General features: G+C 46.8%; 23 protein-coding genes. All 23 read right to left on the bottom strand.

Annotated features, from left to right (window positions below; genetic code table 11):
• Window positions 1-111: 111 nt before the first annotated feature.
• Window positions 112-1,035: a phosphate ABC transporter substrate-binding protein gene (locus CS562_RS26200; protein WP_076290633.1), complete on the bottom strand. Its 924-nt coding sequence runs from the start codon at window positions 1,033-1,035 to the stop codon at window positions 112-114.
• Between the two features lie 724 nt (window positions 1,036-1,759).
• Window positions 1,760-3,052: an arsenic transporter gene (locus tag CS562_RS26205; protein ID WP_099858634.1), complete on the bottom strand. Its 1,293-nt coding sequence runs from the start codon at window positions 3,050-3,052 to the stop codon at window positions 1,760-1,762.
• Window positions 3,053-3,241: 189 nt separating this feature from the next.
• On the bottom strand, window positions 3,242-5,338 hold the full coding sequence (locus CS562_RS26210) for a methyl-accepting chemotaxis protein (RefSeq protein ID WP_099858635.1): 2,097 nt from the start codon (window positions 5,336-5,338) through the stop codon (window positions 3,242-3,244).
• Between the two features lie 218 nt (window positions 5,339-5,556).
• Window positions 5,557-6,600 carry an EAL domain-containing protein gene (locus tag CS562_RS26215; RefSeq protein ID WP_076290635.1) on the bottom strand — a complete coding sequence of 348 codons (1,044 nt, stop codon included), beginning with the start codon at window positions 6,598-6,600 and terminating at the stop codon, window positions 5,557-5,559.
• A gap of 213 nt (window positions 6,601-6,813) precedes the next feature.
• Complete coding sequence (locus tag CS562_RS26220; RefSeq protein ID WP_099858636.1) at window positions 6,814-9,072, bottom strand: bifunctional 2',3'-cyclic-nucleotide 2'-phosphodiesterase/3'-nucleotidase; 2,259 nt, start codon at window positions 9,070-9,072, stop codon at window positions 6,814-6,816.
• A 478-nt stretch (window positions 9,073-9,550) separates the two neighbouring features.
• Window positions 9,551-9,967, bottom strand: a complete 417-nt coding sequence (locus tag CS562_RS26225; RefSeq protein ID WP_076290637.1) for a pyridoxamine 5'-phosphate oxidase family protein — start codon at window positions 9,965-9,967, stop codon at window positions 9,551-9,553.
• Window positions 9,968-10,369: 402 nt separating this feature from the next.
• Window positions 10,370-10,828 carry an NUDIX domain-containing protein gene (locus CS562_RS26230; protein WP_099858637.1) on the bottom strand — a complete coding sequence of 153 codons (459 nt, stop codon included), beginning with the start codon at window positions 10,826-10,828 and terminating at the stop codon, window positions 10,370-10,372.
• A 63-nt stretch (window positions 10,829-10,891) separates the two neighbouring features.
• Window positions 10,892-11,659, bottom strand: coding sequence for a LamB/YcsF family protein (locus CS562_RS26235; protein WP_076290639.1), 768 nt, complete (start codon window positions 11,657-11,659; stop codon window positions 10,892-10,894).
• A complete protein-coding gene (locus CS562_RS26240; protein ID WP_099858638.1) occupies window positions 11,659-12,690 on the bottom strand; it encodes a 5-oxoprolinase subunit C family protein in 1,032 nt (343 codons plus the stop codon). The genes CS562_RS26235 and CS562_RS26240 overlap by 1 nt, the downstream gene beginning before the upstream one ends.
• The gene (gene pxpB, locus CS562_RS26245; protein ID WP_099858639.1) at window positions 12,687-13,397 is read right to left on the bottom strand and encodes a 5-oxoprolinase subunit PxpB; all 711 of its coding nucleotides are present in this window, start codon (window positions 13,395-13,397) and stop codon (window positions 12,687-12,689) included. The genes CS562_RS26240 and pxpB overlap by 4 nt, the downstream gene beginning before the upstream one ends.
• Window positions 13,398-13,436: 39 nt before the next feature.
• Complete coding sequence (locus CS562_RS26250) at window positions 13,437-14,267, bottom strand: DUF2785 domain-containing protein (RefSeq protein ID WP_099858640.1); 831 nt, start codon at window positions 14,265-14,267, stop codon at window positions 13,437-13,439.
• A 3-nt stretch (window positions 14,268-14,270) separates the two neighbouring features.
• Complete coding sequence (locus CS562_RS26255) at window positions 14,271-14,861, bottom strand: histidine phosphatase family protein (RefSeq protein ID WP_099858641.1); 591 nt, start codon at window positions 14,859-14,861, stop codon at window positions 14,271-14,273.
• Window positions 14,858-15,454 carry a DUF1572 family protein gene (locus CS562_RS26260; protein WP_099858642.1) on the bottom strand — a complete coding sequence of 199 codons (597 nt, stop codon included), beginning with the start codon at window positions 15,452-15,454 and terminating at the stop codon, window positions 14,858-14,860. Before CS562_RS26260 ends, CS562_RS26255 begins: the two co-directional genes overlap by 4 nt.
• 27 nt (window positions 15,455-15,481) lie before the next feature.
• Window positions 15,482-15,811, bottom strand: coding sequence for a DUF952 domain-containing protein (locus CS562_RS26265; RefSeq protein WP_099858643.1), 330 nt, complete (start codon window positions 15,809-15,811; stop codon window positions 15,482-15,484).
• Between the two features lie 51 nt (window positions 15,812-15,862).
• Window positions 15,863-16,420, bottom strand: a complete 558-nt coding sequence (locus CS562_RS26270; RefSeq protein WP_099858644.1) for a GNAT family N-acetyltransferase — start codon at window positions 16,418-16,420, stop codon at window positions 15,863-15,865.
• A gap of 18 nt (window positions 16,421-16,438) precedes the next feature.
• Complete coding sequence (locus tag CS562_RS26275) at window positions 16,439-16,837, bottom strand: ribosomal maturation YjgA family protein (protein WP_099858645.1); 399 nt, start codon at window positions 16,835-16,837, stop codon at window positions 16,439-16,441.
• Between the two features lie 6 nt (window positions 16,838-16,843).
• A complete protein-coding gene (locus CS562_RS26280) occupies window positions 16,844-17,395 on the bottom strand; it encodes a GrpB family protein (protein ID WP_099858646.1) in 552 nt (183 codons plus the stop codon).
• A 306-nt stretch (window positions 17,396-17,701) separates the two neighbouring features.
• A complete protein-coding gene (locus CS562_RS26285) occupies window positions 17,702-18,808 on the bottom strand; it encodes an Ig-like domain-containing protein (protein ID WP_099858647.1) in 1,107 nt (368 codons plus the stop codon).
• Window positions 18,809-19,137: 329 nt separating this feature from the next.
• Window positions 19,138-20,244, bottom strand: coding sequence for an undecaprenyldiphospho-muramoylpentapeptide beta-N-acetylglucosaminyltransferase (locus CS562_RS26290; RefSeq protein ID WP_099858648.1), 1,107 nt, complete (start codon window positions 20,242-20,244; stop codon window positions 19,138-19,140).
• Entirely contained in the window at window positions 20,193-21,218 is a 1,026-nt protein-coding gene (locus tag CS562_RS26295; protein ID WP_099858649.1) for a polysaccharide biosynthesis protein, read from the bottom strand. The genes CS562_RS26290 and CS562_RS26295 overlap by 52 nt, the downstream gene beginning before the upstream one ends.
• Before the next feature lie 168 nt (window positions 21,219-21,386).
• Window positions 21,387-22,772 (bottom strand): sensor histidine kinase, encoded by a 1,386-nt coding sequence (locus CS562_RS26300; RefSeq protein ID WP_099858650.1) that lies wholly within the window; start codon window positions 22,770-22,772, stop codon window positions 21,387-21,389.
• A complete protein-coding gene (locus CS562_RS26305) occupies window positions 22,765-23,412 on the bottom strand; it encodes a response regulator transcription factor (protein WP_076290651.1) in 648 nt (215 codons plus the stop codon). Before CS562_RS26305 ends, CS562_RS26300 begins: the two co-directional genes overlap by 8 nt.
• A gap of 219 nt (window positions 23,413-23,631) precedes the next feature.
• Window positions 23,632-24,930: a serine--tRNA ligase gene (gene serS, locus CS562_RS26310; protein ID WP_099858651.1), complete on the bottom strand. Its 1,299-nt coding sequence runs from the start codon at window positions 24,928-24,930 to the stop codon at window positions 23,632-23,634.
• Between the last annotated feature and the right edge of the window lie 143 nt (window positions 24,931-25,073).

The following is a 25,073-nucleotide window of genomic DNA, read 5'->3' on the forward strand; positions in this document are numbered from 1 at the left end:
ACCATCCTTCTATAGTAGAATTCATGCAAAATATGGGATTAATCCAGAGCAAACCGCGCAAAGAGGCAGGACCTGGGTCCGCCTCTCTCGCTGTATGCGCAAGTTCAAAGATTATTGAGTCACAGTGCCTGCTGCGTCACGTTTTACTTTCATGCCGGATACCGGGATGTAGCCAAGCTCCGTCACGTCGTTTTGTTGAATTTCGTCACTCAGGATGTAGTCGAGGAATGCTTTTGTTGCTGCATCCGGATCACCTTTAGTGTACATGTGCTCGTAAGCCCATACCGGATAAGTTCCTGCTTCTACGTTCTCAACCGTTGCTTCTACACCTTCGTATTTCAAAACTTGCAGGCTGTCATCCAGATAGGACAGAGCCAGGTAACCAATAGCGCCAGGCGTTTCAGCTACGAGCTTTTTAACTGTACCAGAGGAATCTTCCTGAATGGAACCTTGGATATCTTCTACTTTTGTTCCCAGAGCAAAGTTCTCGAATGTTGCACGAGTACCGGAGCTGCTAGGACGGTTTACGATAACGATCGCTTGATCTGCACCGCCAACATCTTTCCAGTTTGTGATTTTACCAGAGAAAATGTCGATCAGTTGTTGCTTCGTCAAATCTTGTACACCCGCATCTTTGTTGCTTACTGGAGCAATGGCTACAACAGCCACTTGGTGATCTTTCAGTTCGCTTACTTTTGCTGCGTCATCGATTTTCTCTTCTGCAAATACGTCAGAGTTACCGATTGTAGCTTGTCCGTCAGATACTTGTGTCAAACCAGTACCACTACCGCCGCCTTGCACTTGTACTGTTACGTTCTTATATTCATCAACTGCCATAAATTTTTGTCCAGCTTGCTCTACCAGAGGTTGCAGTGCTGTTGAACCAACAGCCAGAATGTTACCGCTAAGTTCAGTAGCAGTTTCTCCTGCGGAATTATTGCTTCCCTCTGTACCAGCGTCATTTTTTGATCCGCATGCTGCGAGAACCAGTACGAACGTTAAGGTCATCAAAATGAACGGCAACTTTTTAAACATGTTTTGTTTTCCTCCCCCAATTTAGTGACGGTGATTTGGCTTTTATTTTTGTTCACCATCAACTCTTTATTCATTGTAGTTTCGTTATGTCATCTCAAAATCAATGTTTTGTAAACGCAATGTTAAAAATGTTTACTGTGGATTGAAATACATCTGGGACAAATTGCGCTGAAGTGGCAGCTCCGGAAACGGACGTTGTTTCAAACCGTATTGTGTCCAGATTTTCATGAAGATTTTACACATTACTAAAATAAATTTTAAATAAATCACTCTGAGTGGCCGTTCCGGTTACGGATCGTTCTTCCGATCGCTGTTGTCTCCAATTTTTTTTATCTGATATGTCTAATGTTAAAACTCGGAGACAAAGGCGAACGCTCCCGCTTCTTCAGAATCGATTCCGTCCCCTCCACTACGTTCGGTGTTTTAAAATTCTTACACAGAATACGCTTCGCTTTTACACAATCGTTCCGTTCCCTGCGCTGTGTCAGCGCTGGTTGTGTCTCAGGCATTTTAATCCTCAGCCTGGGGGAAGGTAAAAAAAGAAGGCCAGCTCTATAGAAGGCTGGCCTTTATGTACATGCTTTAATGTAGAAAGAGAATTTGTTTCTTCTATAGAAGAAACAAAAAAACTGCCTCATAGCTAGTAGGTAGCACCAGCGTATGAGAGCAGCTTTTTACAATAAGTTAGATCATATCATAATTGTGAATGTAAAATGCGATTTTACTAACCCAGAATCCATAGCCATAACGCTAATCCGGCCAAGGTGATTAATAGTGTGGGGATAGTTAAGATGATGCCTGCCTTGAAATAATATCCCCAAGTAATTTTTACACCTTTGCGGGACAGCACATGCAGCCACAGTAATGTGGCAAGTGAACCAATTGGCGTCATTTTGGGACCCAGATCGGAACCAATCACATTGGCATAGATCAGCGCCTCACGCACAATACCTTCGGTGTGTGCACCCTGAATCGCGAGTGCGTTAATTAACACGGTGGGCAGATTGTTCATTACAGATGATAATATCGCAGCGATCATGCCCATTCCCACTGAGGCAGCCAACAAACCATGGTCTGCGATGGCATCTAGCCAACGGCTCAAATGATCGGTTAAGCCGGCATTACGCAGCCCATACACCACGATATACATGCCCACCGAGAACACGACAATGGACCATGGTGCTTCTTTGATCACGCGTTTCAGATCCACAGCTTCGCTCTTTCTTGCCAATATAGCGAACAAAAGAGCTACGGCACCTACGATAACCGATACGGGAATCGGCAAAAACTCACTGGAAGCATAGGCCACGAGCAGCAGCACCAGCATGAACCAGGCGATGCGGAACATCCGCGGATCACGAATAGCTTCCCTGGGATCACGTGCTGCAGAGATATCGTAGCGAAGCGGGATGCTTTTGCGATAAAACAAGAACAACATCCCTGTACTTGCCACGATGGAAAAGAGATTGGGTACGATCATCCGCACCGCATATTCCACAAATGTAATACCAAAATAATCCGCAGATACGATATTCACCAGGTTGCTGACGACCAGCGGCAACGACGTTGTATCCGCAATAAATCCACTAGCCATAACAAAAGCAAGCACCATGCGCTCATCGAACTTCAATGCACGTACCATCGCAAGCACAATCGGGGTAAGGATTAGCGCTGCACCATCATTAGCGAAGAGAGCCGACACCGCCGCTCCGAGCAAAATGGAATAGATAAAGAGCCTAAGTCCATTTCCTCCTGCCAACCTTGCCATATGAAGAGCGGCCCATTCGAAGAAACCTGTCTCATCGAGTATTAATGAAATCATAATAATGCCGACAAAAGCGAGCGTTGCATTCCATACAATGGATGCCACATCAGAGGCGTCATTCAGACTGACGACACCACACATCAATGCTAGCAAAGCCCCACCCATGGCGGACCAACCAATACCTAATTCACGTGGTTGCCAGATAACCAATGTGATGGTCAGTACAAAAATCAGAATTGCTACATATGTCATAAAGCCTCCTGCGCCGATATATTCATCATGTTTTGGAGCATGATATGAGAATGGCCTGCCAGATATGATTACACCGCAATTCCTGCGGATAAACCAGACGCTATAGTTATACATGGCTGCAGGAGAAATGTCTATCTTTATTTCCTTCTAATTTCTATAAAAACTGCGATAAAAGATATCACTAATGATTTAGGACTTATCCTCATCCTTCGGCGTGTTCTCCACCATTTTGAACATACCCAACAATCCTTGTAATTGCTCCGCCATACTGTTCAGATGTGCTGAAGACGAAGCGATCTCCTCCACAGATGCCAGCTGTTCCTGAGAGGATGCCGAGACGGATTCCGTATTCGCAGCAGATTCTTGAGTCACGATCGAAATATCGTTCATTGCTCTGGCAACATGGGAAGCACCACTCTCCAATTGCTTCGTTGTTTCGGACAAATCATCCAGCGTATGAACAGCATCCTCTACAGCCTCCCGAATCTGTGCAAAGGATTGCCCAGACGTATTCACGGCCTGAATCCCGTCTCCAACCCGAGTCTGAGCTGAATTCATAGCTTTCAGGGCAGCATCCATATCCTGACGGATATTATGAACGAGTTCACCGATCTGCGCAGCGGAGCTCCCCGATTCCTCTGCAAGCTTCCGCACCTCACCCGCAACGACTGCGAAACCACGGCCAGCATCTCCCGCTCTTGCCGCTTCAATGGAAGCATTCAGAGCTAGCAGATTGGTCTGCTTGGAGATGGTAGCAATCACATCTACCATGCTGCCGATCTCAACAGACCGTGCATTCAATGACTGAACCACCGTCGCCAGCTGTTCCACCGTTTCCTGAATGCTATTCATCTGCTCTACTGCCTGACCTGCAGCCTCATTACCTGAATAAGCCGCTCCGGATGTATGACGCATATTCGTTGTAATGGATTGCACACGCTCAGACATCATGCGAACATCTTCCGCCATTCGGCTCATTTGTCCTGATCCATCCGATACACTCTTCACTTGCTGCTCGGCACCCTCGGCAAGTTCCTGAATAGCCAGCGTTGAATGCTCAATGGCTTTGGTTGTTTGATCTGCACTGGCGGACAATTCCTGCGAAGAGGCAGATACCTGCTCTGCCGTTTCCTGCACACCCAGAATCATCATGCGCAGATTGTCGACCATCCGTTCAAAGTACTTCGCCAGATCGCCTACCTCATCTTTGCGCCCTGTGTCCAATTTTACCGTAAGGTCGCCTTTACTTACGGATCTGGCGGATTCCTGCAGACGTTTAATCGGACGCAGCATCGAACGTGTAAACCAGATAATAAATATCAACGTTAGGAAGGTTGCCGTCAGAAGGACCAACAGGGTAGCCATCCGAATGTCTTTACTTGCATTTAATATTTCACCCTTGAACATTGTACCGCCAATTTTCCACCCGGTTTCCTCATTAGTAGAGAAAATCATGGTCTTTGAATCACCATTATAGATATAACTAAATTCGCCTTCCTTGCTCTCGAACATCGCATCCAAGGTAGTCGACTGCTCCTGTGTACCAGCTTCCACGACTGGAGATACGATATAATTTTTGTCCGCATCCATAATGATGACGTACCCGTCCCTGCCCACTTTAATCGAAGCCTGCTCACGCAGTTCGGTCAGATCCAGGGAGAGACCTACTACACCGGATTGATCATCAAGCGTTTTGGAGACAAATACAACTGCAATGCCGTCCGTATTCTTGGATACAGGTGACACTACTGGAGTACCCGGTTTCTCCATCGCGAGCTTGTACCATTCTCGTTCCCGAGGATCATAAGTTGACCCTTGTGAGCTTCCCGCAGATTCCTTGCCACGAACCATGACTCCCTCTTTGGTCCCCACAAAGATATTTACAGCATCCGGATGCATCCCAAGATACTCTTTCAATTTCGTCTCAAGCTCAGGGCTTTCATCTTGTCCTTTAATCATGTCAGTCACAATCACACTGGCAAAATAATTGATATCATGGATCTTTGCATCCACTTGTGTTCCAATAATTGAATTCGTTGTGTCTACACTTTCTTTGGCACTATCCATCAGCTGGTTTTCCACCGTATGATCAGCGATAAGCATCGTAACGATCCCAATGGTTAGACTCGGCAAAAGTAGTACCGCCAGGAAGGATACCAATAATTTGTTCCTTATGCTCCAGACGAAGCCTTTTTTCTTTTTGTTTTTCTTCTTCGGTTTATTATCTTTTGGCTTGGCTGGCTTGATTGCTGCCTTTTCTTGCTCATTCCCCCGAATGTTCGCCATCTTGCTTCTCCCCCTCCAAATATACATCTGCCCTTTTTCTTTTTTATGTAGGACCTCTCCAACCTGACTAAATAAGGTGTCACATAGATCCCCATCTAATCTAAAGGCCTATCCTATATATCGGCTGAGGGAGCGTATTTATAAATTTACATAGCATGTCAAACAAGCCACTCCAATCATACGAAGTGACTTGTTGGTACAACTATATTTTATTGCATTCACGCAGAGGTTTTTCCATAGGGACCTTGTGGTGGATATGCGGTTGGCTTACCAAAATAATACCCTTGTGCCAAATCAATACCCACGGATCGACAGAATTCAAATTCCTCGATTCGTTCAATGCCTTCAGCAAGTACCCGCCCGCCAAATCGACGCGACATCTCAACAATATCGATAATTTGCTGCTGTTTGTTCAAATCATGATCACAATGATCAATGAGGCTCCGATCTATTTTGACAAAATCCGGCTTCAGCCGATTCATTACTTCGATCGTCGAGAATCCGGCCCCCACGTCATCCAAGGCAACCGACATTCCATGAGAACGATACACCTCAAAAATATGCTGCAAGATGGACATATGTTGAATCTGTTCCGTTTCCACCACTTCAAACACAAAATCCTTAGGGTCTAGCGAAAGGCGTTCAATCGTCTCAAATGTGTGTGTCAGGCAATATTCGGGGTTATAGATAGAGGAAGGCAGGAAATTCACGAAACGTTTGACACCATGCGGTAAAAGAACGGCACTTGTCTCGATAGCAGCAACACGTGCTGTCCGATCCAGAAAAGAATGCAATCCGGTATCCCGTGCAACTTCAAATAATTCATACACACTGAAGGGTCTACCCTGTTCAGCAGGACGAAGTAAAAATTCAAATCCGATAATCTGCTCCGATGCATCTACGATCGGCTGCATATGACTGCTGAATTGATGCTCCAGGATAATGGAGACCAGATCCGCATGTTTGAGTCGAGCTGCCTGCATGGAGAGACTAATCCAGCTATCAGCATCTGCCTGGCCATACAGTGGAGTGATCTGAACCGTTAACTTCTCTGGCAGGGTTGCTTCAATCTTGAGAATGTCCTCAATACAATGTTGTGCAGATTCAAGATTCATAAAATGCATCCAGATGAGTTCATCCGAATGTTCGACATGTCTTCCCTGCTTTTGCAGTGCTTCAAGCAAAGCGGGGGAGATGGGACGCATATACAGGGTACCTTGATCCTCTATAGGATGAATTGGACTGCAGCCACTGCAATTCATGTAGAACCCCCTTGCCAGTTTGTGATTCTATCTCATTAATGTTTACTGGTATATACCCAAAGTTTGTAAATATTATAGCATGGGTCTTAAAATTTATCTCTACTGTTTTGGTGACTTCAACTATGACGGTTACTGAAGCATTAACGTATCAGCATAGCATGAAAAAGACCGACAGTCTGATGACTGTCGGTCTTCATTTACCGCTAAATAATCTTAAGAAGCGGGAATTACGATTTTCTGTCCAACTTTAAGGTTGTGCACATTTGTAATTTTATTTACGGAAACCAGCTTGCGCCAGTCCACACCGTATTTCAAGCCGATGCGGTAGAGGTTATCTCCTTTTTTCACTACATGTACCACTTTGCCACCAGCTGGTTTCTCAGGTTGTGGTTTGGTTGTAGGTTTAGTTGGAGTTGGGTCTGGCTTCGTAGGCGTTGGAGTTGGCTCCGTACCTGTTTCTGGAGTCGTTGTTGCTTCTCCTGTCAATTTCAAACCATACTCAGCAAAACCATCATCGTTCGTACCGATGAAGGACATCGCCGGGTTCGCTTCAACCAGCGCTTTGGCATCTGGGGAAGAAGCGAATACCACTTCAAGATCGTTAATTGCAGCTGCCGTTACACCTGCCGAAGGCTTAATTGGTGCAAGCGACCAGTTGCCGTCTGCTGTCGGGTTAATCGTTTTGTTCTCACGGATGTAATCAATGATAACTTGACGGTTCTCATCCGGTGCAGCCAAGACGATACGTTTACCGTCCGGGTTAGCCAGTTTGGACGAAGAAGCACGATAGTTATTCGTTGCCACGATGAATTTTTGTGCTGGATCAACCGGTTTACCATTGAAGCTCAAGTCTTTAATCCGGTTAGCTGATGCATTTACAATCGTTGCTTTACCATCGTATTTCGCTGGTTGAGTTACATCAATTTGGTACGTAACACCATCGATAACGTCGAAGTTATACGTTGGGAAGTCCATATTGACCAATTGTTGCTGTCCACCTTTTGCCGGATCGATCTGGTTAAATTGGCCAGCAGACCATTCCAACCATTCTTTCAGCTCAGCGCCATTAACCAACACAGCATGTACCGTATTTGGATACACGTACAAGTCAGCTACGTTTTTAATCGCAATGGTGCCTTTAGGGATATTCGTGTAGTACGAAGCACCTGAACGTCCGCCTGCTTTGAACGGAGCTCCTGCAGACAATACAGGGATATCTTCGTATTCTGTTCCTTGCATATGTTTTTCGACATACCATTTCTGTGCATTGGTTACGATCTGGATAGATGGATCATCCTGAACCAGTGCAAAGAAGCTGTTGATTGGAGCTGTCGTTTCGCCGACTGGGCCACGCACATACTCAAGCGTACCTTCATGTTCGTCATGAACAGCGTCAACGATCTCTTGATCAGCATCTACCAGAGCTTTTTTGTTAGCTGTGTCATAGATAGGGCGTGCCTCCACTTTGGAGTCTGCCACTTTCCACTTACCGTCTACCAGTTCCAGATCCAGATCGATAATTCCAAGGTGGTCACCCCAGAAGCCTGGTTCAACGGAAGGAACACCATTGATTGTACCTTTTTCAAGGTCTACACCTTTTTTACCGGCAAAATCAGCGCTCGGGAATACTTTATGGGCATGTCCGAACAGAATGGCATTAATGCCTTCAACCTGGCTCAGATACAATACCGAGTTTTCCATCAGATCCGTTTGCGGAATATCTTCAAAACCGGAGTGAGGAATAGCTACAATAATGTCGGCACCTTCAGCCTTCATTTTAGGAATGAATTTTTTCGCAGTAGCGATAATGTCTTTGGCAATGACTTTGCCTTCCAGATTAGCGCTGTCCCACTGCATTACTTGTGGTGGGACAAATCCGATGACACCCACCTTGATCGTATGCTCTTTGCCACTCTCGTCGGTAACTTTTTTGTCTAAAATTTTATACGGGGTAAAGTAGTTCTTGTCATTCGTCTCATCGTCGTCACCGTCATCTACATAAACGTTGGCATTGATGTAAGGGAAATTCGCACCTTCCAACGTCATGTCGAGGAAGTCCAAACCATAGTTAAACTCATGGTTACCGATGTTTCCTGCATCATAATCGAGCAGGTTCATCGCTTTATATACAGGGTGAGTCTCACCCTTTTTGAGTGGATCAATCTTCGCTACATAATCCCCGAGCGGGTTACCCTGGATCAGGTCACCGTTGTCGAACAGCAAGCTATTCTTCGCTTCTTCACGGGCTTTTTTGATCAGTGTAGCTGTCTTCGCCAGACCATACTGGTCTGTCTCTTTGTCGGAATAGTAGTCATAGTTAATCAGGTTGTCGTGAATGTCCGTTGTTTCCATGATCCGCAATTTAACCTTGGTAGCGTCCGCAGCCGATACAGGTACCGGAAATACCGCAAGCACGTTTAATGCAACCAAAGCGGCAGTCAGGCTCGATAATACTTTTTTACTCTTTCTCAAAATAACCCCTCCCGGTTATGTACATTGAATCATGCATTAGTGGGCAAACGAATAAGCGCAGAAATGCGAAAGATCTCATGGGTTGTGCGTACTGATTTTCCGATCGTATGGTTCAGAATCTCAGGTTAGTTTATCTCACATGAACATCTATTCATATCTGTGCGTATCGTTTACATTCCAAATCATAACGCAATGTTCAGCCCTTGAAAAGCATTATTTTTTACGTTATCCGCACATACCTGCCCCAGTTTACAATAACATGCGTGATTTCGACATCTTTTGCATGTTTTTGGATGAAAATAGTTTACTCACGCTGTTAAAAACGTATATTACATGCGGCTTACATCTATATCCATATTAGCTGAATCGACCCATATCAAAAAACCGTGAAGCCTTCTGGCGTTCACGGTTAGCTATATCTTTTCCAAATAGTTGGCATGGCCTTCCTCTCAGAAAAGGTGATTTTCAATATGCGAAGTTACTGCTCCCACACCTGATGCTCATGATCCTTGCCGGTGTATTCAATCCGATTTGGGGTAATGTCCAGAATGACATAATTGGGATCGTTCGGGCCGTCAAACCAAGCTTTTAGTTCATCATTCCATACCTGTTCGCGCAAACCTTCATTTTTTGTCACTTCACACGTTCCTTCAATCTCGACCACTTCCTTGGAGCCACCTGCTTCATAACCTAACAAAAGGCTGACGTTCGGATTATTCTCCAGCTCCTCAACCTTGTGCGTACGGCGGTTTGTCGCCAGATGAATGTTCATTCCGTCGTTGAAAAGTGCCATATAGCGAGATTTCGGTTTACCATTCTCTACCGTGGAGAAACTGCAAAAAGGGTTGTTTTCCAATGCTTTTACAATGTTTTGTTCCAATTCAGTCTGGTTCATGGGAAGTGCTCCTTTCGATTTGGGGGATATTCGAAGAACGTTGTAGGCGGCCGTTACGGGTACGGATCGTTCTTTCGATCGCTGTTATCCCCAGATTTTTTTGAAATCCTATTTCATAGGATAAAATCCGGGGATAAAGGCGAACGCTGCCGCTTCTACAGAATCGATTCCGTTCCCTCCACTACGTCTACCGTTCTTTCAAATGGAGGAGTGGGTAAGTTAAAGTTCAAACCGAAACCTATCAACGCCTAAACTTTTGAAGGTTTTGCTTCTTTAATTTTTATCCGCTCCATTGTTGTGTATAAGTACTGTCAGCTTACCTTAGGTATAATAAGCCTGTACTTATAGTGTACCCACCTCATCTATGGTGAATCCATGAACCCGTTCGTAAACGTGACGGTTTTAATTCAAATCTCCAAGATAAATGCGTGATGTATTCTTATTCTGCAACAACTCACCAATTGTTTTCGGATATAGGCGAACCTTGGACAGCTCTTCAAGTGGAATCCATTCTACAGCTACCTGATGGTCATCAGGACTGGAGCCTTCGAAGATCGTAGCTTTCTGATCAATCAACTTGCATTCAAAATAGAATTCAACCTGGTGCACATCGGCATCCCACTCGGCAAATTCATGGTTTTTTCCGATATACTCCCGGATATGCAGCAGCTCTCCCACAGTCACCGCCTGTCCAATCTCCTCCAGACATTCACGGGCAACGGCATCCTTAAGTTCTTCGCCTTTCTCTTGTCCTCCGCCGGGGAAAACATAAGCGTCACCATATTGATCCTCCAACCGGATCACCAGCAAACGTCCATCCTGTACAATAACAGCCTTCGCCGAATTACGTATCGGTTTCATGCTCTACTTTCACTCCTTACGGACTCGTATAGTTCGATCTCTGGCCCTCGAATACTGTAGCAATCATCTAGCAATTCCAGGAGCAAACAGATTAACTCCCTCAGATTCAAGCAACGTGCGTATCTCTTGAGCAAATGCTAGTGCATAAGCTCCGTCACCGTGGATGCAAATCGTCTCTGCCTTTATGGATACAGGTGTACCTTCCGTCGACACAACAATGCCCTCTTTCACCATACGCAGCACTTGAGCAAGAGCTTGTTCCGTCTGCTGAATGACAGCTCCTGGATGACTGCGTGGGGTTAGCTTCCCATACGGGCCGTAGGTTCGATCTGCAAAAACTTCACTGACGCTGCGCAGTCCAATTCGATCCGCTGCTTCTATCATTGCACTTCCAGCAAGGCCATAGAGATACAGTTCCGGCTGCACCTTATAAATCGCCTCTGCGATCCCCTCAGCAAGCCGATCATCTTCAGCAGCCATATTATACAAGGCTCCATGAGGTTTTACATGATGCATACGCCCCCCGTATGAACGGACAAAAGCATCCAGCGCACCCATTTGATACACAACCATGTCATAGGCTTCCCTTGGTGTAATGTCCATACGTCTTCTGCCAAAACCCTGCAAATCCGGCAGACCGGGATGGGCGCCTATAGCGACTTGATGCTCCAATGCTTGCTGCACCGTTTGTCGCATCGTTGCCGGGTCACCCGCATGAAACCCACAAGCGATGTTGGCTGAAGTGATTAGCGGCAGAATCGACTCATCCGACTCCATCCGGTACACCCCGTAACTTTCGCCAAGGTCACAGTTGATATCCACCGTGTTCATTAATGGTCCCCCATTTCTACCAATCTCTTGCGAATCAACTGATCGGTTAGCCGCCACTCCAACTCCTGCTCTATAAATAGTTGCTGTGCTTCTTCATATGTAATCCGTTCAAAAGCAACCCGTGTCCCCGGCCTAGCCTGTGCCAGTATCGGCAAATCTACCCGGGCCACCTGTGCAATCACAGGATAGCCCCCAATGGTCTGATGATCGGCCATCAATATGATGGGCTGACCATCTGCTGGCACCTGAACTGTACCATAGGTGACAGCTTCGGACAGCCGATCCATTGGTTGACCGAGTTCCAGCTTCAGCTTTGCACCCTCCAATCGATACCCCATCCGATCCGATTGAGGAGAGATCACATATCGTTCTTTATGGAATCGTTCCAGGCTATCTTCATTAAACGCTGCGCTGTCTTTGCCCGGCATGACACGAATAACAGGTTCAGCATGATATGCTGGCCATTCCCTGCTGGACAAGTACCAGGCAGGTGCATACATCCGCCGGTTGCTCTTCTCGGCTTCTACACTCCATCCATGCAACGCCGCTTGCGCTTCCCAAGAGGCTTCTCCCGCAGACAACCTGTCTCCCCCCTTCAGGGCACGACCTTCAAACCCACCAAAACCTGTCTTAAGATCCGTGCTTCTACTGCCCATGATCTCAGGTACTGCGATTCCACCAGCAATCGCCAGATAAGACCGCAAACCGGAACGGCATCGCCCAAATCTCAGCACACTTCCAGCAAGCAACGCGACCGGACGCCATACTGGAACAGACAGACCATCCACGCTTGCCGTAAGATCGGCACCACATAAAGAGATCAGCCGATTGTCATGAAAACGAAGCTCCGGTCCCGTCATCGTCATCTCCAGCACAGCTGCATCACGGGAATTCCCAACCAGTGCATTGGCTGCTCTGGCTGCAAAGGTATCCATAACCCCACCCGGATGAATTCCATACCGGCGAAATCCCATTCTTCCTTCGTCCTGAACGGTGGATAACAAACCTGGGCGAATGACTTCAATACTCATCGTTCGCCCTCCTTTTGTTCCAGATACTCCTGAAGTGATATCGATGCAAAACGAACTCGATCCCCTGCTGCCAACAGACTTGGTGGATTTTCCGTCGGACGAAATAGCGCCAGCGGTGTGCGGCCGATACATTGCCATCCACCGGGAGTCGTCACCGGATAAACTCCCGTTTGTTTGCCACCAATGCCCACCGTTCCCGCCTCAACTCGAAGCCGAGGTGTAGGTCGTCTGGGTGTAGCAATCTTATCCGATAACCCGCCCAGATAAGGAAAACCCGGTGCGAATCCAATCATGTGAACCAGGTAATCGCCGGATGTGTGAATAGCTATGACCTCATCTGGCGTAAGCCCATGTTCAGTAGCGACATATTCCAGATCGGGACCCAGTTCACCACCATAACATACGGGAATAATGATCGTTCTGGGTTCACCCAGCGTTGCCTCTTCCATCTTGCTCAACTCATGAAGCAGCATTCCACATACCTCGTGGTACGGGGAAATCAACGGATCATAGAACAGTGTGACCGATGCAAACGAAGGTAGCCACTCCAAGATGCCCTGCGGTTGGCTCTTTTCCAGCAAAGCACATACCGACATCACCCTCCGGTGCACCGCTTCCGATATGGTATCCCCACAACGAATCATAACCCCTGTTTCGCCCAGAGGAGACAGCACATCCTCAGTCCATGAATACGACAGTCCAGTCATGCTATCACCCTCCTTGTCCACAAGTTTATAGTCCCTTGATCATTTTTTCTCCAAAGCCTGCAAAATAAGTGAACGGACAGCCGGAAAGGGCTCTGCTTCTTCTGTCCGTATGGCAAGATAGAGCGTCTGTAGAAAGACGCGCACATTCAAGCTCATCTGGCTGATCTCCAGAAGAGATTTCCCCTCCGTCTTGTCGTTTGGATTCAGTGAATCGAACCAAGACGAAATATCGTTTTGCTCCAGCAGATTGCGACGAAGGATGGTGACCACTGCATGAGCAATCCGCTGATCCTCATCATGGATGTAGACTACACTTGATTCGGTAATTTTCACAGTGAGCGCATGCAAAAGCTCCAGCAAGGCTGCCCGCTCCATATAAGGTGACTGTGCAAGATCTTCAACCGCATCTGCCGCGTGTGCCGGAGCGTGCGCCCAGCCCTTTTCATCGGCATAGCCACGAACATCTTTTTCATGCTCCAGATACGTGGTCAACCGATGATGAATAACCTCGATATCTTCCTTTTTCAGAAAAGGCCTCTGACGATCTACACTCAGAATTGGAGGCAGGAGCAGCACAGAGAAGGTTCGGGTAAACACACTGTCCGTGCCTTGTTCTCCAATACCATGAAAAAGGTGCTGATCATCCAGCGCCATCTGCAACAGCTGACTGAGCTGTTCTTCCGAAAATACGCCCTGTCCAATCCAGGTCGCAAACGTAACATAGATCAGTTCATCCCGCAGAACCGGGTCTGGACTGCCAATATGCTGCATCATATGTAGAGCCAATTCGTAAGGATGTTCCACTTCATGGGCGGATAGGTTAGCCGACTGAATCTGCCGCAATTTCTGTTTTAATGCCAGAGCGTCCATCGATCACAACTCCTTGGAGGAATTCAGATGCACGCTGCAATTGTATAGCTCGCATTGCCAAGAATTCGTTTCCCAAGAAATCCGGGTGATCGACGTGTTGGACAGCTTTGCGCTCACATCAAGTTCAGGCACCAAACCTCGCAGTGTATTACGGAGAATGGCACCATGGCTGACAACGATCACTCTTCCATTGGGATGCTGACATACAATATCTTCTATCGCGGCTCTACCCCGAATCGTACCTGCATCCGCAAGCTCCCGACCTAAATCCAGAGTGTTCCAATCCGCTCCCCATTTGGCTAGACGTTCAGCTTCGGTCGTACCCTCCACCTGCCCACCGCCCATTTCACGCAACCTCGGGTCCAAATGAATCTCCTGTATTCCCAATCGATCTCCAATGATACGAGCCGTCTCACTTGCACGCTCCAGGTCACTTGCATAGACGGCATCCCACGTTTCCTCACTCAGTCTTGCAGCAAGCAATAGTGCCTGTTCTCTTCCTTCCTGATCCAGTGGATTATCCGTTTGTCCCTGCGAACGTTTTTCCTTATTCCACGCCGTGCTTCCATGGCGAATCAATGCGATCTTTGTCATTGCTGTTCCTCACCTTTACCTTTTTCTATGCTTAATTCATCATCTGTAAAATATTTTCGTGCCTTCGGCTTGGCAAATTTGCCGCCATTATATTGGTCCGAACCATTTCTCGGAATGGAAAGACTGTTCCATGCGGTTTCTTTGAGCATTTTGGCTGCATAGATAATCTGCCCCACATGATAGGGGTAATGCGCCAATTGCCGGATAATCGCTTCCATGACGGTATGTCCTTCATTGCGAATATATATAATATGAGACAATTGCTCCGGTGTAAAAGAACGAATGGCTCCAAATAGACAGTTCCAGCCTTCCTCCCATTTGGCGAGTAGCTCTTCCCGGGTCGAGATATCATTCACAAATTCCGCATCACGTTCACGCCATGGCTTTTCTCCATCAGTTGTCAGCGCATCCGTCCAACGGGACAGCATATTGCCCCATAGATGCTTAACAATAACCGCAATGCTGTTGGCATCTTCATTCCAGGATTGAAATAACTGCTCGGATTCCAGTTGCTCCATGGCCTTCTCCCCAAGCTGCTTGTAATACAAAAATTGCTTTTCGGCTGTATACAGAAACACCTGATTCATATCCACACGTTCACAACCCTTCGCAAAATGTGTTTATTCAGGAAAAGAAAACGTCCCGTCATCATTCGGTTCAAAGGAAATAACTTTCCGCACGGCATCCAAATTAAGTTCACCATAAATATGTGGAAATAGTTCATTCAACTCATACAGGTCCTCATACACCAGTTCCGGCTTCAAGGCTCTCTCATCAATGCCAATCAATAACAAATCCGTACGTCCTTGATAAAATTGAGCGGCTACCCATGGAATCTGTTCTTTAGTGGAACAATGAATGAAACCGTCCGTCTCCAGGCTATCCGGTGCATACACGCTCTGCTTGGATACCTGCTCCCATACCGCTTGGGGAATAATACTGTAGATCATTGTTCCGCCTCCTTCAATTTCTTCTATGTATCGTGCAAGTCATTGGAAGTATTATAGATCATCCCGGATACGGGAGTACAATTTTTGATCTGTAAACACACCTTTGATCTTCAATTGTTTACGCATCAAACCTTCATATGACATGCCCAACTTCTCCATCACTCGTGCAGAACCGATGTTGCCTGCATTGCATTTCCCCTCCAGCCGATTGCAGTCCAGTTCTTGAAAACAGTATTCAACAATCGGTTGCATCGCTTCTGCGGCAAGGCCTTTGCCCCAGCAACTGCTGGCAATCGCGTACCCCAGTTCAGCACTTTGCATGGATTCATTCAGATGAAAAATGCCACCTCGCCCGATCAGCTTCCCCGTTTCCTTCAGAATAAAGGCCCATATATAGATCGTTTTCTTCTCATAATTGTCTAACACTCTTTGAATATATTGGACAGAATCATCCAACGTCTCATGACAGTTCCACAGACTTTGCTGACTCACTTTAGGATCGGAGGCAAACCTAAAATAATCATCGAGGTCGTTGAGCGTAAGACGTCTCAGTACCAACCGATCTGTCTCAAATTCGGGTGATTCCGTAAAAAGCTTATCTACATTCACTTAAGTCCCTCCCCATTATCAAGCCTTCTTATTTCTCAGGAAATAACGATCCATCCCATACACGCACAGAATGCCAACAGCATACCGCAATAGATCCATTACCAGAAATCCACGTCCCAAAATAAGCGCACCCAGTACCGTTGAACGCACTTCGTTCAGCAAAGGGGTCTGAATCATTTGCGAACATTCGACGGCCCAGCTAAAAATCAGGCTCACGATTAACGCCAACTCTTTGCTGCGATTAATCCAAACCATGCGTACCCCAAAATAAATCATAGCCGCCCACAAGGCATCTCCAAAATGCTCATGCACAAAATTCGGTAAAAGTTCTCCAAAGCGTCTGGACGCCAGTCCTGCCGCCATGGTTATGATCACTGCGATGAAATAAATCAGCCTCTCTTTGAAAAATGCCTTCATAATGGATCAAACGCCTTCATCAAGCACTTGTAAAATAAAATCTGTTTTGGCAGCGGTATACGCTTCTCTGTCATCCTTATTCTCATCAGCAAGTTTAGCTTTCAAGGCCGCGTAAACCTCTACCAGATCCGGACGCTGTCTCAGCACATCCCGGAACTGGATTTGGCGATCCCAACGTTCCTCGCCTGGGCGCATCAAATGAAGATGTACAGCCCTCTTATCATCCTTCACTCTGACCCAGAAACGTCTATATTCCCGACCATCCAGTTCAGGCGGAACGTAGTTCCAGCCTACCGGATTCAGCTGATCGGCAATCAAGTCCATGTCCTCCCACGACTGCACCTCTCCCATCAAATCAATAATGGGCTTGGCGGGCAATCCGGGAATGGACGTGCTTCCGATATGTTCAAATCGATGAATATTGAGCTGCTGTAATAGTTCTCTGAGCTGGCGAATCTCTTCCTGAGCCTGTAGGCCCCACATAGGGTTGGCTTCAACAATCTCTACCGATTCTGTCGCCCATTTAGGCCAATTTTCCGGTTGCAGATGAACTGTCATTCAGATTTTCCCTCCTTTGCAGGACTGAATTTCAATCGATATTGTTCCAGGTACTTCATATGGGATCGTTTCTTCGCGTCCTCAACTGTGGCAATCATCCCAAGTGTCAGTATCGAAAGTAGGGTCAGAAGAAGATACTTCATGTAAGCCAACCCACTGAGATTGGTATCTGAGCTTATAATTGAAGAATTCAGTTTTAATCACATCCAATTTTTTATACTTAAAAGGGGCGTATATCTACGCCCCATCTGTTTCTGTTCACGATGATGAATTTATCTCAATTGATATATTTCATTCGTTGAAACTTTATTTTACCGTCACCGGTATAGTAACTTTTTTATTGCCCCATTTGGCGGTAATGGATGTTTTGCCCTTACCCACGGCCACAATCTTACCACCTGTTACTGTGGCTACACTTGGTTTGGTGCTGCTCCACACGGCACTGCTCGTTACAACCCTGGTTTTGCCTGTATCATACTGCGCCATCACACTCAGTGTTGTACTTGCTTGTGGCGATAAGACGAGTGTTTTCTGGCCTGTGATCAGCTTTTTGAGCAAAGGAACAACGGTAACCTCTGCCTTTATTGTCTGATTTTGATAAGTTCCTGTCAAGGTGGCTTGTCCTTCCGTCAGTGTTTTGACTGTACCATTCTTGACGATGGCTACATTATTGTTGGAAGAGGTCCACGTTACCTGTTTCGAAAGATTAATCGTTTTCCCATTGGCATATGTACCGATTACCTTCAACGCTTTCGATTTCTTAATATTCAGCTGCATGATAGCAGGAGTTACTTCGACTTTGGTAATCTCGTCCGTGATTGCTACGGGAACTTTAACTGTCTCTGAGCCATATTTGCCTTGTAACAGCACTCTGCCAGGCGTGATTCCTTTGATTTTACCACTCTCCAGCACAGCGGAAGCACTCGATACCGTCCATACGATCTCGGATGTGACGTCTTCTTCCTTGCCGTTTGCACGTACAATGCTTACTTTAGGCAGCGTACTTTCACTACCTTTGACAAAATTATAGGAACTTGGCGAAGCTTTGATGCTTTTAATTTTATCCTGAACCTTAACAAGCAATTGCGCTTTGGCGCCATCTACCTGTGCATATATCGTTGCTTCTCCTGCTGCCACAGCCTTCACTTTGCCTTTAATAATGGTGGCAACAGCTTCGTTACTCGTGGACCATGTGACGCCTCCCGTAACATCCTGCTTGTTATCAAACCCTTCAATCACCGCCATCACTTGAAGTGTAGTTGTCTGGGATACACTCATCTGTTGCGGACTACTGTTGGTAATCTCGATAGATGTCACGTCACCCGTGGCTGCTAGGGCAAACGAAGGAGCCAGTAATGCCAATACTAAAATAAAGGCCAAGCTGCCTCGTATTGCTAATTTCATTCCATTCATTGCAATTTTCATCTCCTGTAATCCAATATTTTACTTCTATTATATTATATCGGAAACTCATTACATAAAAATGAATCAGGTTGGAGCAGAATCGCGGATAAGAGGAACTTTCGACATTTGTTACTTGCTACAGCCCTCCCCTACATTCCGAAATAAGTAGAGGCATTCTTCAAGTCATATGGAAGTGACTGAAGAATGCCTATTTATTCAGAATAAGAACGGGATTGTAACAGGCTGCAATCCTAGTTTAATACAATAAATGTTTTGAGATAATCAGGATAGATACGATGAGCAAAAAGAACATGACCAGCTGCAGCTCGGGAAATCTTTTACTCATGTTCAGCTCTTTCTACCGAAGAAACCGTTGTACGAATAAGCTGCAGAACCTTGTCAACGGCGTTGTCCGTTCCACTCGTCCTCATATGGCCCACCATACGATCCCTCTCCATATATACAAGGTTAATATCTCGCAGGAATGTCTGAGCAGTCAACTCCTCTTCCTGGAGGACCCTTGCATAACCTCGCTCCTGAAAATACTTCGCGTTCAGCGTCTGTCCAACACGTGATCCGCCGTTGGCATGGGGAATCAGGAGCATCGGCTTCCGTAGCAACAACCACTCATGGATCGCATTGGAGCCAGCACGTGACACGACCATATCCGCCATAACCATTAAATCCGCAAGTTCTTCATGCACATATTCAAATGCCTTGTAGCCTGCAAAACTTGGGAAGGATGAGTTCAATTTACCTGTACCACATATATGAATGATTTGATAACGCTTGAGCAGTTCCGGCAGTGTTTCAAGTACCATACGATTAAGCTTTTCCGAGCCCTGACTGCCACCCATAATCAACAGAATAGGTCTGTCGGAGACAAATCGGCAAAAATGAATCCCCCGTGCTCGGCTGCCAAGCTTCAACTCCTCCCTGATTACAGGTCCCACGTACATCGTCTTTCCTGAACCTTTCGTGGAGGCGAACGTCGCGGTATCCATAAACGTAGTACACATCATTTGGGCGTATCGCCGTGACAGCCTGTTGGCCAGACCCGGATGTAGATCCGGCTCCAGAATCAGCACCGGAACCCGGTTCCACCTGGCACCCACTACAGCAGGAACAGCTACGAATCCCCCTAACGAAAAGCAAACATGAGGTTTAATTCGTAAAATGAGCAGATAAGCTTGCAGCACTCCAAGTATAATTTTGAATACATCGGAAACGTTCGCCCATGCCCAATACCTTCTCAACTTGCCTGTTGCAACCGCATGATAGTGAACAGCCGGGATTTTGCCGATTAATTGACGTTCGATGCCATGCTTGGAACCGATATAATGGATCTCCCATTGCTCCTGAAGCAATCTGGAGATCAGAATGAGATTAGCTGTTACATGACCGGCGGAGCCGCCTCCTGTAAATATGATCCTCCGCTTGAACACAGAAATCCCCCTCTCCACAGCATATCGCGAACCTCTGCCTTGGTCATGATGACATCCTCCGAATGATATCCTCTGCCAGGAAGAATAGATGTCCCACTACCCTCTTTATCCGCTAATTCGGGTGCAAGAGAGGCGGTGACAACAAAGTAGGACTTCTCCGCTTCCACTTCCCTAACGTTTTCCCAATCTGAAATCAGCGTTTCATAAAGCCGTTCACCCGGACGGGCACCGATAAAATGTATCGGGACATCCTTTTGTCCCGCATCCTCTGCCAAAACCCGTGCGATATCCGTTATTTTGCAGGATGGCATTCGGGGTACAATAATCTCACCGCCCTCACATTGCTCCATGGCCGACAGGAGAATTTCCACGGCGTCACCAAGAGGAAGAAAAAAACGTGTCATTCTGGAATCGGTAACGCTAAGTGGCTGCTTCAACTCAAGCTGGCGTTTGAATAACGGTACTACGCTCCCCGTGGATCCAAGAACATTCCCGCTTCGTACACAAGCAAAGCTTGTAGCGGAACGACTGTCAGCCATTAAAATCAGTTTTTCTCCGATGGCTTTGGTCATCCCGTACATACTGGAAGGATTCGCTGCCTTGTCCGTAGAGACATATACCACCTTCCGCACGCCATACTCGATTGCAGCATCAATGACGTTCTGCGTTCCGATAATATTGGTTTTAACCGCACAATCCGGTTGGTCCTCGCAGACCGGAACATGTTTAAGCGCCGCAAGATGAAAGACATAGTCTACATCCTTGCAGGCACCTGCAAGCTCCCATCGGTCTCTGATATCCCCCAGTACAAACTTCACTCTCGGGTCAGAGACGGCTTGTCTCATTTGAGCCTGCAGCGATTCATTTCGTGAGAAAATACGTATCTCTTTTGGCTCCTGAACGAGCAATTGTTTGACCAATTCTTCTCCCCATGAGCCTGTGCCTCCCGTTATTAAAAAGGTTTTATTGAACATCGGATATCCCTCCATGAATTAAGTTCTGATTTGGTGATAGGCCTATCCTAAGGCAATTGTGTTACATCAGTATGACAGGGGAACAATTGGCTTTTCCCAACGTGAACAAGCTCTAGTTCAGGTTGCTTCTCACACAAAAAAACCACCATTTGCATGGCGGCTCCTTCATTAACGTTGTATTAAAGGTAAAGAAAAATAAAACATAACTTTTCCATCGGCTACACTAAGACCATAGTCGGCATGGTGATTCTCCAGAATCGTCCGGGCAATGGACAAGCCCAGTCCCGTGCCGCTAAACTTTTTGCTGCGCGAACTATCCATTACATAGAAGGGCTCCCAAACCTGATCCCACTGTTCATGCTCTTCCTTATCCGTTTCATTGGCGATACCGAAATGTGCCGCTTCCCCTTTCAGTTCAAGTGTAATGGTTATTCGGTCACCGCTTGTATATTTCACCGCGTTGGTCATCCAATTGTGCAGAACAGACTCCAGCTTCCGTCGATCAGCCAGCACCCATGTCTCGGCAGTCCATCGATCCTCCACTTCCACATGCAAGCCATGCTGCTGAAATACGGTTTCATAAGTATGAAGTGTCTCCGTGAGCAGTTGGCGAAGATCAACAGGTTCAAAATCATATACTTCGGCCTGCAGACGGGATAACTCCAACAGACGGTCAATTAAACCAGCCAGCTCTTCGCTCTGTTGCTGGATTACCCTAGCATAGGTTCCGTCATCCAGGCCATCTTGAATGCCAGAGGCATAAACTCGAATCAGGGAGAGCGGTGTTTTCAACTCATGCGAGATGTCCGAGATGAACGTTCGCAGGTTAGCATTTTTCATTTCCAAAGAATGTTGCGCCTGCTGCAATTTGTCGCTCATCACATTGATGCTGCGTCCTAAAGACTCAATCTCATCACCTGTCTTTATATCAACCTTTGTAAACGATAAATTGGAAATGGCTTCAGCCGTTTCGCTTAGTTTTGCGAGCGGTTTAACGATCCGGGCGGTATACAGCACGGAAAGCAGGATAAGCAACAGCAGCATGCCGAGCCATATGTACGCATTGAACTGATTAATAATTCGAATCGTCTCCGATGAATGGGAGATGGATTCGCCGACAGCAAACACGGAATCCCCCACCTTCACAAAGTTCACCAGAAAGTTTGATTTCAACTTGGTCTGATCATAGAATTTATTAACCCGGGCACCCTCACGCAGCGCAGAGATACTCTCTTCTGTCAGCCAAAATTTACTGAGGGCAATTCCCTTGCGGTTATATTGAAATAACAGTTGATCGTTAATATCATTCACACTATCCTTCAACGATGCATAAGCGATAGCGACCTCGTATTGCGTTTCAAGGCTCTCAATCTGTGAAATTGGAACGCCGTGTTCTGAAGCAGAGATTTCGGTCGTTAACTCGGCCAACTTCTGCTTTTTCTGATACAAAAAATAGCTAGGCAGGAAAAACGTATTGACGATAAAGGATAGGAAAAAGACAACACACAATGCACCGATAATGCGCACGAGCAGTTTTCGGGTCAGTTTACTCATTTTGATCCTCTAGGCAGTAGCCCATTCCCCGGTAGGTTTTGATCGAATCTTCTCCAATTTTCTCACGCAGTCTGCGGATATGAGTGTCTACGGTGCGTTCCTCGCCGAAATAATCGAAACCCCACACCTGATCCAGCAAAATTTTACGGGTTACAATCTGCCCCTTATTCATTCCCAGTACCTTCATTAATTCGAATTCCTTATGGGTTGCCCCTACATCAACTCCACCACGGTAGATCTTCTGGCCTTCCAGATCCACGGTCAGTTCTCCCACAATAATCTTGGAGGAAAGTTGCAGCAGCTTCTTTACACGCAATAGCAGGATACGCGAGTCAAACGGCTTGCGCAGATAATCATCCGCCCCGGCCTTCAAGGCAACAAACTCATCATCCGATTCCCCTTTGGCTGTCAGCAGCAGTACCTTCGCCCGACTCGTACGCTTGATTTCCCGGCACACCTCGACACCGCTGCGACCTGGCATCATCCAATCCAAAACCGCCAAATCGATTTGATTATTATAAAAAAGATTCAGGGCTGCTTCCCCATCCTCGGCCAAAAACACTTGAAAGCCCTCTTTAACGAAATAGGCTTTTAATATTTGCAGCATCAGCGGCTCATCATCCGCGAGCAGCAGGTTCATATCTGCGCCTCCTTTCCAAACTGGATTCTACTATACAATCTGTACGTTACAGCTGTGTGACATACCCTTCTGGTTTTTCCCTCTTCCACATCCTATACTGCGGCCTCCGTAACACAAAAGCGCTGAACACTCTCCACTGGTCCCAACATCACAGGCAAAACAAAAAGGAACCCCCACAAGGGTTCCACTTTTCACTTCTCCACACAGCTTGTAATCTGTTTAATTCTCTTCATCCTGGTGAGGCAAAACCAAATATTCAGCACCGCCCATATAAGGCTGAAGTGCGGCTGGAATACGAATGCTTCCATCCGCCTGCTGATGATTCTCCAGCAATGGAATCAGTATACGTGGCGAAGCCACAGCCGTATTGTTCAACGTATGGCAGTATGCAAGCTTACCTTGGGCATCGCGACAACGAATATTTGAACGCCGAGCCTGGAAGTCATGCAGATTCGACGACGAATGTGTCTCCCCGTACGCATTGCGGCTTGGCATCCAGGTCTCAATATCGTACTGTTTGTATGTTTTCTGCGACATATCTCCTGTACACACAGCCACCACACGATAAGGCAGTTCCAGCAATTGCAGTAATTCCTCAGCGTGTCCCGTAATTTCCTGTAGCATTCGCTCCGATTCTTTCGCATCCGGTGCACAGATAATGACTTGTTCCACTTTGGCAAATTGATGCACCCGGTACAATCCGCGTACATCCCGCCCGCCTGAGCCAACCTCACTGCGGAAACATGTCGATGTGGCTGCCAGCTTGATTGGCTCCTGTACATCCACAATCTCATCCGCATAATACGAAACCAGCGGCACTTCCGATGTTCCCACCAGCCACTTGTTCTCGCCCACTAATTCATAGACCTGATCCCGTCCTGTGGGGAAGAACCCCGTGTTCAAAAGGGTATTCTCCCTCACCATCAGAGGAACTTCCATTGGCAGAAATCCATGCTTCAGCAGCAGATCAAGCGCAAGTTGCTGTACAGCCCGGTGCAGGAGCAGCCCTGCTCCTTTGAGCACATAGCTTCGTGTTCCGCCGATTTTCACCCCACGTGGGATGTCGATTAGGTCATGCCGTTCACCGAGCTCTACGTGATCCTTGGCCTCATAATCGAATACCGGCAGCTCACCCACACGTCTCAGTTCCACATTATCCTCATCCGATGCACCCACTGGCGTGTCCGGCGATACAACATTGGGTACCAACCATTGCAGCCTTGTCACTTCCTCTTGCACAACGGCAAGCTTGGCTTCAACTTGCTCTAACTGACCATTCAGCTGTTTCACCTGTTCCCTTAAACCCTCGGCTTGTTCACGCTCACCAGCTTGCATCAGTCTGCCAATATCTGCAGATAACGAATTACGTACTCTACGTCCTTCTTCCGTTTCCAGTAAAAGTGCTCTGCGCTCCTCGTCCCGTTCCAACAATTCGCGAATACTGATCTTCATTCTCTTGCCAACTGCCGCAGCTTGCACCTCTTCTGCATGCTCCCGAATCCACTTCATTTCCAACATGGTCACCGTCTCCTTTGGCTTTAAAAATACAAAGAGCGCCCTCATCCCTTGGGACGAGGAGCGCTCTGCTCGCGGTGCCACCCAACTTGCCAAACCAGAATATTCTGGTTCAGCCTCTTGGTCCGCGATAACGGGCGGTTCCG

Source organism: Paenibacillus sp. LK1 (assembly GCF_002750415.1).
Classification (GTDB): Bacteria; Bacillota; Bacilli; order Paenibacillales; family Paenibacillaceae; genus Paenibacillus; species Paenibacillus taichungensis.